The organism is Pseudomonas sp. TH31, from assembly GCF_016650815.1.
Lineage (GTDB): Bacteria > Pseudomonadota > Gammaproteobacteria > Pseudomonadales > Pseudomonadaceae > Aquipseudomonas.
In genome coordinates this window covers 248,998-263,310 of sequence record NZ_JAEKEZ010000022.1, presented here as the reverse complement: position 1 = coordinate 263,310, position 14,313 = coordinate 248,998, and the positions used below count along the sequence as shown (strand labels likewise).

Below are 14,313 nucleotides of genomic sequence, written 5' to 3'. Positions count from 1 at the left end.
GCCGCCGAAGTGCGGCATGCACTTTTTGCGCAGCGAAGCACTCCTCTCTCAACACCCGTTCAAGAGCCCCAGTCATGACGTCTGAACGCGATCATCGAATCGACTTTTTTCGAGGCCTGGCCCTGATCTTCATTTTCTGGGATCACGTGCCGCATAACCCCCTCGGCCAGATTACCCCGCGTAACTTCGGCTTCAGCGACGCCGCAGAGATCTTCGTATTTCTTGCCGGTTACGCGGCGGTCCTGGCCTACGGCAAGATCCTTGCGCGCGATGGTTACCTGATCGCTTGCGTGAAGATCCTGCGCCGCGCCTGGGTGCTTTACGTGGTGCATATCTTCCTGCTGGCGATGCTGATGGGCATTGTGTTCTTCGCCAACAGCCATGTGGAAACCCGCGACCTGGTGGAAGAAATGGGCATGCACCACTTCATCACCAATCCTCAGCAGGCCTTGGTGGATGAGTTGCTGTTGCGCTTTAAACCGAACCTCATGGACCCGCTGCCGCTGTACATCGTGCTGCTGGCGGGTTTGCCGTTGGTGCTGCCCATGCTGCTGCGCAATGCCTGGGCGGTCGTGGCCGTGTCCTTGACGGTGTACCTGTTGGCACCATGGTTTGGCTGGAACCTGGCGGCCATCAAGGATGGCGTGTGGTACTTCAACCCCGTCGTCTGGCAACTGCTGTTTGTGCTGGGCGGCGCCACGGCGATTCACGGGCAGCGACCGCAATTGCCCGATACTCGCCCGCTGATGCGTCAACCGTTGTTTGTCAGTGCGGCGGTGTACGTGGTGTTGGCCGGGGTCATTACACTCTCGTGGCGCTGGCCCGAAATACACGATGCGGTGATGCCGGCCAGCCTGAGCAATCTGTTGTACCCGATCAGCAAGACCGACCTGTCACCCGTGCGGCTGGTGCATTTCCTGGCCCTGGCTTATGTCACCGCCAGGTTGCTGCCGGGTCGCGGCTGGACACAAAACTGGCTGGCCCGGCAAAGCTGCCGCATGGGCCGTTATTCACTGGAAGTCTTCTGCCTGGGGGTGCTGTTGGCGCCTTTGGCGGACATGGTCAATGCCATGACCGACGATGCGTTTGCCATGCAGATTTTCACGGCGCTGGTGGGAGCCGGGTTGATGGCGTTGTTGGGGGCCTGGCTGGATTTCAACAAGCGGTTGACCCGGCCGGCTTCGGCGGTGCCCGCTTAACGTCAAAAGATCGTCCGAAGGCTCGGGCCGCGTTCGGACGATCTTTTGATCTTGAAAATACAAAAGCCCCGATCATCAAGACCGGGGCTTTTGCGTTTCAGGCATTACACGCTCAGGAAGTCGAACGCACCGCGCCTTGCGTCACATTGGTCGGTTGCAGCTTGAACACGTAGAACAACACCGTCAGCAACACCAGGAACGCCGGGCCGACATACAGCGCCACGCGGGTGTCCGGGAAGTACGCCATCAGGCCGACCACCAGCACCAAAAATGCCAGTGCCAGGTAGGAGCTGACCGGGTACAGCCACATCTTGTACTTCAGGCCGGCACGTTCGCTGGCGCTCAGGCCTTTGCGGAACTTGAGCTGGGCCAGCAGGATCATCACCCAGGTCCAGATCGCGCCGAAGGTGGCAATCGCGGTGACCCAGACGAAGACTTTTTCCGGAACCATGTAGTTGAGCAGCACCCCCAGTAACAGCACGAAGATCGACAGCAGCAACGCGCGACGGGGCACGCCATTGCTCGAGGTCGTGGCGAAACCGGCCGGGGCCTGGCCGTTCTGCGCCAGGCTGTAAAGCATACGGCCGGTGCTGAAGATACCGCCGTTGCAGGACGACAGCGCCGCAGTGATCACCACGAAGTTGATGATGCCGGCGGCAGTCTTGATGCCCAGGCGCTCGAATGTCATCACGAACGGGCTGCCCTGGGTGCCGATTTCGTTCCACGGGTAGATCGACAGGATCACAAACAACGCGCCGACGTAGAACAACAGGATCCGCCAGAACACCGAGCCGATCGCGTTGGGAATGGTCTTCTGCGGGTTCTTCGCTTCACCGGCGGTCAGGCCGATCATTTCGACGCCCAGGTAAGCGAACATCACCATTTGCAGGGACATCAACACGCCTTGTACGCCGTTGGGCATAAAGCCGCCGTGGGCCCAGAGATTGGAAATCCCCAATGCCACGCCATCGTTGCCAAAGCCAAACGCAATCACGCCGACACCGCCGATGACCATCGCAATAATGGTGACGATCTTGATCAGGGCAAACCAGAATTCGAATTCACCGAAAGCTTTCACCGCGATCAGATTGATGGTGCCCATGCTGATCAGCGCCGACAGCGCCCAGATCCAGCGCGGCACCTCGGGGAACCAGACGCCCATGTACACCGCCACGGCGGTGATTTCCGCGACGCAAGTCACCAGCCACAGGAACCAGTAGTTCCAGCCTGTCAGAAAGCCTGCCAGTGGGCCGAGATAATCTTGAGCGTAACGGCTGAAGGAACCGGCAACCGGATTGTGCACGGCCATCTCGCCGAGGGCGCGCATGATCACCAGGATCGCCAGACCGCCAATGATGTAGGACAGCATGATGGCCGGGCCAGCCATTTCAATAGCCTTGGCCGAACCGAGAAACAAGCCGACGCCGATACAGGCACCGAGGGCCATCAAGCGAATATGCCGTTCGCCGAGTTCTCGTTTGAGCGGACCGCCCTGAGCGGTTTCGCCTTGGGGCAGGTGATTGCCAACTGGCATAGGGGTGCAACCTCGTCTTGTTATTGGATATGACCACCGAGTGTCGAAGCGTCGACCGATAAGCCGTTGCTTGCCTGAAACCGGGCCTGCCTCGTGGACAAACCAGTCTTGTAGGACAAAACCTGCAAGATCAGCGGGGCGTGCAGTATAAAAAGCTTATTGCAGGGGTTTTCACTTTATAAACCACAACATTCAGCGACAAATCCCGACAAAAGCGCGGTTTACGGAGGGGCATTACCTGGGGTTTGCTGGTTTACTCCACCGCTGAAACGGCGCCGAGTATTGCACAGCAATGGTGCATCGTCATACTCAGACCCAGGTCGAACTTACCTTTTGACAGCTCTGGCCCGGGCCTATCCAACCATGTAGCAGCTGGCGAAGCCTGCGTTCGGCGACGAAGTCGTCGTCAATCCATCCTCCTCGGTCTACCTGAAACACCGCGGTGGCTGATTTTACGACGACCTCGTCGCCGAACGCAGGCTTCGCCGGCGGCTACAAGGAATCGAGTTGGAGTCCGGGACAAAAATCTGCAACAACGGTGTTCACAATTTTTTCACCATCGCCAACCACCGTCTAAGCTTCAGACAAGTCCGATCAATCTGCTTGAATGGATCAGTCGACTATGGGCGCGTTATGGCAAACCGATTCGAGTAAAACTGAAGTTCCAACTGAACGTGTGGATGACGCGCCTCCACCTGAAAAACCCCGCCGTTCCAAGCATGGCTGGAAGGCCTTCTGGTTGCTGCTGCTGATTATCCTGATCGTGCTGGGCTTGGCTGCCGCCAAGGAAATGCGCACCTCGAAGTTTCAGGCCCGGGAAGTCAGCAAATTTGCCGCGTCCCTGAGTTACGAGCTGCAACCCGGCCCCAGCGACGCCATTCGCTACCCTGGCGCCGGCCCGTTCGATTTGCGGCTGGGCTACAGCTCAATGGGGGATTTTCTGCCGCGGCTGATCAAGCGCAACTACGTGATTGCCGCGCAAACCCGCTTTTCCCCAGCGCTGCTGAAGTACAGCGACCACGGCCTGTTCATACCTTATTCGGAGAAAATCCAGGCCGGGTTGTCGATCACCGATTGCCGCGCCGCTGCGCTGTACCAGTTCAACTACCCGCAACAGCTCTATTCCAGCTTCGAAGCGATCCCGCCGGTGGTGGTCAACAGTTTGCTGTTCATCGAAAACCGCTTCCTGCTCGACCCCCAGCAGCCTCTGGCCAACCCGGCGGTGGACTGGCCACGGTTTGGCATGGCCGCGTGGTCCCAAGTAGCCAAGCTGATACACATGCCGGGGCAGTCGGCGGGCGGCAGTACCCTGGCGACTCAGCTTGAGAAATACCGCCACTCACCCGACGGCTTGACCGTGTCGGGGGCGGAGAAGATCCGGCAGATGATTTCCGCCAGCGTGCGCGCCTATCAAACCGGTCCGCAAACGCTGGAGGTGCGGCAAAATGTGGTGCGCGACTACCTCAACAGCGTGCCGCTGTCGGCCGTCCCCGGCCACGGTGAAGTGCATGGCATGGCCGAGGGCTTGCGTGTCTGGTACGGCGCCGATTTCAGCAAGGCCAATGAAAGTCTGGCCAGCACCGCCACGGATCCAAAAACCATGGCGGCAAAAGGCCTGGCACTGCGTGAAATGCTCTCGCTCATGATCGCCCAGCGCCGCCCTTCCCATTACCTGACCAAGGGCCACGAAGAACTGGCCGACCTCACCGACAGCCATATTCGCTTGCTCGCCCAGAACAACGTCATCGATGCGCCGCTCGCCGCCGCCGCGCTGGCCAGCCAGGTGACCTACCGCGACTGGCAGACTCAACCGACCCTCCAGCCGATCGAAACCAACAAAGGCATCAGCGTGGCCCGCAGCCGACTGGCGTCGATGCTCAACCGTCCGTTGTATGACCTCGACCGTCTCGACCTTTCGGCCACCAGCACCTTGCAAAGCGACTTGCAGGCCCAGGCCACCGAATACCTCAAACATCTGGCCGACCCTGTCTTTGCCGGGCAGATAGGCCTGATCGGCGAACGACTGCTCACCCCCAGCAGCACCACCCAGGTGCGTTACAGCTTCACCCTGTTCGAACTGACCCCGGACGGTTCGCGTGTGCGGGTGCAAACCGACAGCACCGACCAACCCTTTGACATCAACGAAGGCAGCAAGCTGGAACTGGGCTCGACCGCCAAGATGCGCGTACTGACCACGTACTTGCAGATCATCTCCGAGCTGCACGATAAATACCTCGACAAGACCGTTGCCGAGCTGAAGAAAACCCCCGTCCCCGAGCAGGATCGCCTGAGTCGCTGGGCCGTCGATTACCTGATCCAGAACACCGACCGCAGCCTGCCGAAAATGCTCGGCGCAGCGCTTGACCGCAAGTACTCGGCCAGCCCCGGCGAAGCATTTTTCACCGGTGGCGGGCTGCACGTGTTCCACAACTTCCGTAATGAAGACAACGGCCGTATGCCGAGCCTGCGCGACGCCATACGTGAGTCGATCAACCTGCCGTTCATTCGTCTGATGCGCGACCTGGTGCGCTACAGCACCTATTCCGGCCCCAACAGCAGCGCCGAATTGCTCGGGGACGACAGGGACCCGCGCCGTCAGGAATACCTGGCCCAGTTCGCCGACCGCGAAGGCACCTCGTTCCTGCTGCGGTTCTGGAAGAAATACCAGAACAAAGGCACTGAAGCCCGGCTCGATACCTTCCTCGATGGCATGCACCCCACCGCCATGCGCCTGGCCGCCGTGCACCGTTACCTGCTGCCGCAAGCCAGTCAGGAAAGCTTCAACTTGTTTGTGCGCTCGCACCTCAAAGGCGTGAAGAGCACCGACAAGCTCAACGAAAAACTCACCGACGAACGCCTCGAACGTCTCTATCAAAATTACGGCCCTGGCGCCTACGACCTGCCCGACCAGGGCTTTATCGCCAAGGTTCACCCGCTGGACCTGTGGCTGATGGGCTACTTGCTGAACAACCCGGACGCCAAGTTCAGCCAGATCGTCAAAGCCAGTGAGTTCGAACGGCAAGAGGTGTACAGCTGGCTGTTCAAAAGCAAACACAAGAGCGCCCGGGACAGTCGCATCCGCACCATGCTGGAGATCGAGGCGTTCCTCGACATTCACCAGCGCTGGCAGAAAGTCGGCTACCCGTTCGACCACCTGGTGCCTTCACTGGCCACTGCGATCGGCAGTTCCGGCGACCGGCCAGCCGCGTTAGCCGAACTGATCGGCACCATTCTCAACGATGGCGTGCGGATGCCAACCCTGCGCATCGACAGCCTGCACTTTGCCGCCAACACACCGTATGAAACGCAACTGATCAACGACCCGAACGTCGGCAAACGAGTGATGCCTTCCGAAGTCGCCACGGCCATGCGCGAGGCCTTGTCCCAGGTGGTGGACGCCGGTACCGCCAAACGGGTGTCCGGCAGTTTCAAACTGCCGAACGGTACACCGCTGGCCATGGGCGGCAAGACCGGTACCGGGGATAACCGCATTGAAGCGATTGGTGCTGGCGGGAGAATTCTCAGCTCCAAATCGATCAACCGTACCGCGACTTTTGTGTTCTACATCGGCGAACATCACTTCGGCACCTTGACTGCGTTCGTGCCCGGGCGCTCGGCGGAAACCTTCAAGTTCACCTCGGCGCTGCCGGTGCAGGTACTCAAGGGCATGGCGCCGATACTCACGCCTTACCTGCAGCCGGGCAGCCTTACGCAATGCCAGCCGGTGGCGGTGTCCAAGCTTTGACTACGCGGGAGTCATGGCACACTTACAGGTAACAAAGACACCAACTCAACACAGTATTTACGCCCCCCCGATTCGGGCAAGGGGCGACGTCAGAAATCGTCGAGCTATTCGCGCTAGCCTTTATCAAAGCTATTGATCCTGTGACCGACCTCTATCAGCGCCGTCAGGTAATTGAAATACACAATCTGCCGTTCGATATCATCGGCACTGGCAATGACATCACCAGCGCCCGTCAGGACTGCGGCTGCCTCATCCATCACGACCAATTCCTCACGCGTCAATGCTAGAAACGCGAACTCGCACTCCAGATCCAGCCCTTGCGCAAAAAAAGCGGGGTAGTCGGCACTCAGACGAAGACCGAGAGCCAGAGCTCGCGGATAGCTGCCGATGGGGGGGCTTGCCCGGTCAATAATGCCTCCTGAGCCTGCTTCATCAGCATCATCTCGCTCTCGATTGACGTACACCCCGGCGCTCTTGCTTTTCTTGCGCCCAGCCCGCTATCGAGCACACAATCTGGCGGGTAGTCCAGGTCACTGGACAACTCGGCCACCGTCCGTAAGCGAAAGCCCGGCCCGTGCTCAGGAGGGACCTGCAGGATCTTGTCCTTGAGGTTTTCAACCTGTATCAATGAGATTTTATAAAGCGGTAAATTGGACGCATTCCAAGCTGCATATTGTGTTCCCGTGGAAACCGTACCGACGGTGCCTTGCAACGCCTCCTCGAATGCGTTGGCTGAGTGGTAAAGAAAAATGCCGATATTCGGATCGTAGAAGTAAAAAATCTTGTTCGTGAAAGCCTCAATGATGACACCAACCAACATCGAATGGCTTGGCGTATCCATCGTGAACAGGCTGGTTATATTCCGTTCAGTCACGTGACGCACGATGGTGTCGACATCACAAGGCGCTGCTTTGAACTCAGGCCTGAGGAAATCTGCCGCGTTCAACGTTCGCACCTGATCGATCGCCCGAATCATTTCGTTATGTGACTTATCGGTTTGTGCCGCAGAACCAAGTATATTCAAGAAGAATGTCGACACTCTCTTTTCTTTCAGTGCTACCGCCACAGCCAGTACCAGTGGATAACAACGCCCCTCGCTTGCCCGCGCCGCGCCGGCGGCGGTCAACCAGAAAGCCTGCGGCACAATGATCTGCCGGTAGCTACCTATTTTCAATACCCTCGAGTGTTTAACGGCCCCCGAAATAGCGGCATGAATGATGCGGTGCGTGCGAGTATTTTCAATGAAACCGCTTAAGGCTCCAAGTGAAGTAGCATCGATACTTTCGCTAAGTTTATTGTAACGTATAGTCAGTACTAACTCGGATTCGCTTTTGTCGACGCCGAGGACATCAATGCCCTGGTGATTCTTTTTAGCCAAATTAAAATCAGCCGCCGTTTTACCCGCCAGCATAATTTCTTTATGACTCTCGTAGCGCACCCGCTGCACATTAAGTTGAGCAAACTGATCATTATTCAGCAGCGACTTGTCGACACCAAGACTGTTGGGACGCAAATCTTTGGTTTGCTCGATAAAGTCAGTCAGTACCTGGGTAAATCGGGCCTTTAACGCACTGACTTGAGCAGTGCTCAAGGTCTCCCAATGAGTATTGACCAGAACGCCACGAGGATTGATCAGCGCCTGATCGAAATTATTCAATCTCAACGCCCGTTTCGGTGAATCATAAAGAATACCCGAAAAATTGACAGCTTCGTACTGGATACCCATATCGCGCAATACGTTAACGATAGCCTCCACGGTTGCGGGCTTATCCAGCAGGCGCAAGCCCTCCATAGCGGTCCGATCATCATGGATTATTATTGCTGCGAGAGACTGGCCCGGAACAGGTTGCAGCAGAACAATCACAGGTTCATCTTCAACACTATGAAACACTTCAGCATAACCCGTTTCCCGGCCACCATATAAACGGTTATACGCCACTTTATTATTGCTGGCTTTGCGTAGTCGCAGCGGCTGATCACCCTTTCGCATAGGTCTGAACTCTTTCACGACATAAAAGCCTCCAAAAGTATCTAGCTTATAGACCGTATAACCATCACCCACCTCGACAATATTTTCTGCGTGCGCGTAGTCTAGATTAGCCATGCAGCCCACCTCCAGCGATCTCACCTGACGGCGGGCCAGCGGCGCGCACAAACTCGTATCGATCGAATAGCTCATGCGCTCTTGAACACGCTGGCTCACCGTTTTTTTACGGGCCAGCGGGCGATATAACGCCCTGCTCTCCTCAATCACTTCCCTGGCCGTTAATAGACTATTGCGTAAAACGATTACATTATCAGTACCCACCGCAACACGCGTGGTCGCTCCCATCACGGCCAGCTCTGCCCGCGCCTGTACGGCCAATGCACTTTGGGAACTACTTGCCGTGGCGTAAAGTGCCGACAGCGCCGAATCGCCAGCAGCGTAACCCTGCCGAATATAACTTCTTATGTATTTACTGGCACGCATAATTCCATATAAAAACAACTCCGTCGGAATCGGTAAAACAATATCAATACCGATGTAGGCGGCATAAGCAAAGCCTTTCAGTCCCAGGCCGGTAAACTCTGGATTCGTCATCAGCGCCATCAGTATTTTCCGGGTGACGACTGGGACGGGGGTACCCGAGAGCAGCTGTAGCGATGCTGTTCTGAACATCGTCTGCAGCGCAATGCGGCTTAATTGGGTAATAGCGCCCATGGCTGGCAGGACCGAGAGAACGATCCCCGCCACATCCCACATGATGCGATTGCCATCGAGCCGATGCTCTGGATCTGTATAAGCGTCCCTGAGTTCACTATAAAGCGGCAGAAAACTTAGGGCAACGCCCCAGAAATCGTTATCCTTGTTGGCGACTTTAAGCACTCCGACCCACTGATTCAAATTCTCTTTCATGACCTCATCGGCAACACTCATCAATGGCAAACCCTGCCTGGGATGCAGGTGCTCCATCTGGTGTCGCTCCCACCACGTCCTGAATTTGCGCGGCGCTTTTAATAGGGGGAATCCACTATTGCCAATGAGCGCGTCTGTATCAATCCCCATGGGTCGCAGCACATCATCAATCAGTTTCCTGCCCTCCAGCTCCACTAGCGTGCCGAGATAGGGTATGGCAGGCAAGCTACGAATTTTCTTTAATACGGGACTGGCATCAACAGCGGCCGGATCAAAGTGCTTTACAGTCACTTTAAAGTCAATGCCTGCTATCGCCAATATTCCGCCATCTGCCTGTACAATAAAGCCTATGGTACCTGGAAACTCGGTGGGGGAATTAAGCATTCTTTCAAACTTCTTGTTCGTGCTCCTTGCCGCGCCGGTTTTTAGAAGTTTATCTACTTGCACACTCGCATTAAAATGAACGACCACATCAGCATAAACAATTTTTTCCGCCTGCATCTTGCTGACACTGTAATCCGTAAAACCTTCTTTGACCATCGCACTATACACCATCACCTTCGCATCGTACTCGATAAACTTCTCCCGGTACTTGGCGAATTGACGGTAATAATCAACCCATGTATCAGATTCACTACTTTTCTTGAAGGCCTCCAGCCCCTCGTAATCATCCGGCCTGGCTTCATACAGACGTTTGAAGTATTCGGTCGGTGCGGACGCCTCAGCAAAACTTACCGAGAGCCCTCTGCTCCACCTGCAGTATTCTTTCGACTCGGGATCATTAACGATCATAAAAAATGCCAGTGCGCCTGACTTGTTCAAATATGACTTTACTTCTTCAGAAACACTGCCACCCTCACCAATTTGATAAAAGGCGATAATTTTATTATCATCATCCAACTCGGACGACTCCACCGCAAACGTCTGCAGCACCAATTCAACCGCAATTTTTTTCGCCTCGAAGACCGCCCTGTGCCCAGAATATTTGTTGCACAACGGCCCATATTTTTTTAATTGCTTGCAAATCGCATAGCTCTCAACTTCTTCGATCAACATATTGGATAAATGCACTTTACGCATATCCAGAAGCTGAGCATTTACTTCCAGTTCCACTCTTTGCGATACCGACAGGCCCTGTTCACTTAACTGTGCATACCTTTCACTGCCTAGAATCTCTACCCTCAGCTTCAAGGCACTTTCAAATAATTCAGGCAGCGCGCCAAATGTTTTTAAATCCGCATAATCGTCTATCAATTTATAAAATTCACGTTGTTCGACAACTAAAGCAGTTCGCCACATTTTTTCGGTATTGGTCAGGTTCACTCCGTGCAAATAGTCATCGTCGTCGACAACGGATGGCTGCATCCAAGCCTGTCGTTGCTCAAAGTAAGTCTCATCGTCTAATTGTGGTATCGTAAAGGCTCGATTTAACTCTTTTAGTTGCTCACTCAGCGGGTTGTCTAGCCACGCCCCCCAATAGGCGTCCTGGCTGCCGCTGGCGAACAGCTCCTGCACCTCCCTGGCCTCTTCGGCCAGGGTTGCCATCCAGACGATGGCCTTACGATATTTTGAATTATTCCCCATACCCTCCTGTTTCAGATCATTTAGATTCGCCAGCATCAATGCCAACTGATTTCTTAATAATTGATGAAACTGCGTCAGATACAGGGTTTTCTTTTGCTCGATGCTTAGGCGCGTATCGCGGCTCAGTGTTATCGAGTTGCGCCATAACCTGTTGAACTTGCTGGCCACCAGGTCATCGTACTTTGAAAAATCAAGTACTCGCCGCGCCAACTGTACGGTGGGGTCCGAATGCGCAGTCGGAGAGTCGGTCTGCGCCCCCTGCCAAACGACGTTACGCTTCGAACGCGTTGAAGGTCCGGGCGCAGCGCCAGAATCGCTGCCAAAACGCCGATCCAGCGGCACAGCCGGCAAGGCCTCAACCAGCCTCCTGGCTGCTGCCACCACCTCATTGACATACGAGGTATAAATCGGCAAATCAAAATCCAGTTCGCGCTCTTCACTGGCCTCCATGGGCCTTTTACGGCTCCAGCCATACAGCAATACGCCACCCGCAACCATCGCGGTGATCCCCAACAGCAGAGGAGCTTTGTGGTCGTGCAAGCCACGGCCGCCTGCCGCGCGCGGGGCCGCACCCATCAGGCCTGTCTCGACTTCCGCCACTGGCCGCCCGGCATCGCCGACCTCGCGCAACTGCCACAGCGCATAGCCAATAGCCCCCAGCCCCACGGCCTCCAGACTGATGCCAGCGAGCAATGCCCCATGGCTGTCCAGACCGACAGACATGGGTTCGAATGCGCGACCCGCAGCGCCCGAAGTCGAGGCCGCCGCAGCACCCGGCAGGCCCATAGGTAACTTGCTCAAGGCCGCCACCAGGGCATCCGCCAGCCAGTGCTCCACCTGCCGGGACAACCGTTGGTGCAACGCCCTGGCGCTGCGGTAACGGCTGGCGCTGCCGGCCAGCGCGTTCAGCCACTGGCTGCCCCAGCCCAGCCAACTGTCGGCGCTGGACTGCACATTCACGCTGTGACGCGCCTCCATCAGCAACGGCAACAAGGGCAGCAGGTCGATCAGCGGTTCCAACTGCGGGTAGCATTTCACCACCTGATAGTCTTTGAGCTGGCGCGCCAATTGGCGCAGTCGGTCTTCGCTTTCCAGCGGATCATGACCCGCGCAGGCCTGGTACACCTGCCACACCAGCAGCGCATTCAAATACTGGCTATAGGCAATCCGCCGCCCGTTGACCTGGAATGCCTGCAGGCTGGCCTTTCCCGTGTGCGTGACCGTGTGCAGGCCGTCCACCAGGGTCTTGAACGCCTGGGCGGTGTACGGGTCGATCGTCCCATCGACTCGCGCCTGCTCCAGCGTCACCTGCAGTTGCTGCTGGATCGAGGCCGCCCTCAACTGGCGGAAGGTCTGCCCGCGCGGGTCGTTGGGCGCGAGCCAAGACTCCAGGTACTTGATGTACTGATCGCCAGCGTAGGTGCTGCGCAGATGATGCTGGACGCCCTGCTTGACGCCTGGGGTGCCCAGTGCCCGGAGCACGGCCGAATCGTCATGCTCAAACCGGGCATCGACGAGGAAATTGTTGCTGGCCGCGATCACGTTATCGCCGTGCTGGCGGTAGCCTTCCAGGACCCAGTCGGTCCAGCTCATGGTCTGGCCATTGAAGGTAATCAGGAGCGCATCGGCGTCGACCGTGGCATTGGCCGCCAGCCCGCCCTTACCCCGCAGGGCCTGGGTCAGCGCACGGGTTTCGTTGCGCTGGGTGAAGGCGCGCAGCGTGGGCAGGTACTCGTCGACGAAGGCCGCTGTTCGTTGCTCGGTGAGTGCGGCCGCGGCGGTCTGCGTGGCGATCTGCGGGTTCGCGTCCAGCCTTTGCAGTCGCGCCTGCTCGCTGTCGAGCCGCGCCCCGGCCCACCCCTGAACCTTGTCCTGCAGGCTGGCGCCGGTGTAGGTGTGGACCTGCAAGTGTTCAGGTGTCCACAGATCCGGTCGCTGCCCGAGTTTAGCCAAGGATCGCTGTAACGCGGCCCGCTGTGCGGGCAAAGCGGCCTCGAGGGCCAGCTTGGGCAGTTGCTTGGGCGTGGGTTTGGACGTGGGCTTGAGAAGGGCCATGACAGAGGCGGAGGTCGCAGGGCCTGGCGTTGCCGGTGGCCGGACCTCGGCGTACAGGGACTGGCGCAGGCGCTTGAGATCCAGGTGCTGGAACATTTCCTGCTGCGAACTGAACGCCTGCACCCGCCGCTCGGCCGGACGGTACAGCACCACGCCGTCCTCCTCGCCCTTGGCATTTTGCCGGACAAACACCTGCCATTGCGCCAGTGTCACCGAGACGGCATCCGCCCCTTCGCCGATGTTCAAGTGCAGGCTGCCGACGTCCACCTGCGGGTCGTCGTTGAGCGCCGCCGTCACCACGGCCAGCCCGCCCATATACGAGCCGCCAGGGCTCAAATCACCTTTGAGCTTGCTTTTCAGCACGGCCAGTTGCAGCTCGTTTTGATTGACCTCGGCCAGGGCTTGCTGCAGGGCGGGCCGTTGCGCCTCGAACTGCGTCAGCGAGTCATACTTCAGGTTAGCCAGGCGCTGGTAACACCCATCCAGGGTCTGCGTGGTCGTCAGCCACAGCGCCTGTTCGCCGGCACTTGCGTTGTGCAGCCAGTGCCCGGCCGGCAGGCTGCTCAATAGCTTGCGCAAGACCTCTTGCTGCAACCACTGATCCTGCTGTTGCGCACCGGAGGATGCCTGATCGAGCAAGGCGATGACGTCCTCGGCCAGGAGCACCTCAGCCGCTTGCGGGCCCGTCCTGGCCTGGGCCGGCAGGGCACGCCGATGACGTACTGGCGCGGGTTCTTCAAGGGCATCGAATTCGTCGAAGTCGGCGTCAGCCGTGGGCGTAGCAAGGTCCAGCAGCCGCGCCAGCGACTCGCCAAAATCCTGGTGCAGCAGGGCGCTGACACGGGCCAGTTGCGCATGGGCATCAGCCGCCAGCGCGGGGTCGGCGTGCATTGCCATGAGCGCCTCCCAGGTGGACATCAGCTCACCCTCGGACGTGAGGTGCCAATGGTTTTTCAGCTTATCCAGCAAGGCCTGCACATGGGGTGGACGCTGTGCGAATACCGGCTCGCTGGCGGGCTGGATCAGATCGGGATCGCCGGTCATGGACCGGTAGAGGGCGTTGGCTCCCGTCACCAGGGCGATGCTGGCGGCGCCAATGCCCAGGCCGGTCCCCAGTGTCGGCCAATGCTGGCCCGCTGCGGCAATGGGCGCGGTGGTCGGTTGGTACACCGCGCCGGGGGCCGGATAAAGCGGCGTCTCGACATCCTCCTCATGCACGGCAGGCTGGCTCTGTTGCCAGAGCCAACCGACGGCGCCGCCAATCGCTCTGGGCACTACCTGCAACAGCCCCCCGGTCGTG

5 protein-coding genes are annotated in these 14,313 nt (G+C 57.8%); 2 read left to right on the top strand and 3 right to left on the bottom strand.

What is annotated here, in order from left to right; genetic code table 11:
• The first annotated feature begins 74 nt into the window (after positions 1–74).
• Positions 75–1,199 (top strand): OpgC family protein, encoded by a 1,125-nt coding sequence (locus JFV26_RS15855; RefSeq protein WP_201193781.1) that lies wholly within the window; start codon positions 75–77, stop codon positions 1,197–1,199.
• A 112-nt stretch (positions 1,200–1,311) separates the two neighbouring features.
• Here JFV26_RS15855 and JFV26_RS15850 read toward each other — a convergent pair whose 3' ends face one another.
• Positions 1,312–2,733, bottom strand: coding sequence for an amino acid permease (locus JFV26_RS15850; protein ID WP_201193779.1), 1,422 nt, complete (start codon positions 2,731–2,733; stop codon positions 1,312–1,314).
• Between the two features lie 622 nt (positions 2,734–3,355).
• On the opposite strand from JFV26_RS15850, the gene JFV26_RS15845 reads away from it, so the two are divergent.
• Positions 3,356–6,478, top strand: coding sequence for a transglycosylase domain-containing protein (locus tag JFV26_RS15845; RefSeq protein ID WP_201193778.1), 3,123 nt, complete (start codon positions 3,356–3,358; stop codon positions 6,476–6,478).
• Between the two features lie 113 nt (positions 6,479–6,591).
• Here JFV26_RS15845 and JFV26_RS15840 read toward each other — a convergent pair whose 3' ends face one another.
• Together JFV26_RS15840 and JFV26_RS15835 are read right to left on the bottom strand one after the other, a co-directional pair.
• Entirely contained in the window at positions 6,592–6,735 is a 144-nt protein-coding gene (locus JFV26_RS15840; protein WP_201193776.1) for a hypothetical protein, read from the bottom strand.
• 89 nt (positions 6,736–6,824) lie between these two features.
• On the bottom strand, positions 6,825–14,297 hold the full coding sequence (locus JFV26_RS15835) for a hypothetical protein (protein ID WP_201193774.1): 7,473 nt from the start codon (positions 14,295–14,297) through the stop codon (positions 6,825–6,827).
• Positions 14,298–14,313 lie beyond the last annotated feature (16 nt).

Excerpts from the sequence above, each read along its gene's own strand:
- JFV26_RS15850 (WP_201193779.1), bottom strand. The coding sequence starts at position 2,733 with ATGCCAGTTGGCAATCACCTGCCCCAAGGCGAAACCGCTCAGGGCGGT.
- JFV26_RS15855 (WP_201193781.1), top strand. The coding sequence starts at position 75 with ATGACGTCTGAACGCGATCATCGAATCGACTTTTTTCGAGGCCTGGCC.
- JFV26_RS15845 (WP_201193778.1), top strand. The coding sequence starts at position 3,356 with ATGGGCGCGTTATGGCAAACCGATTCGAGTAAAACTGAAGTTCCAACT.
- JFV26_RS15840 (WP_201193776.1), bottom strand. The coding sequence starts at position 6,735 with ATGGATGAGGCAGCCGCAGTCCTGACGGGCGCTGGTGATGTCATTGCC.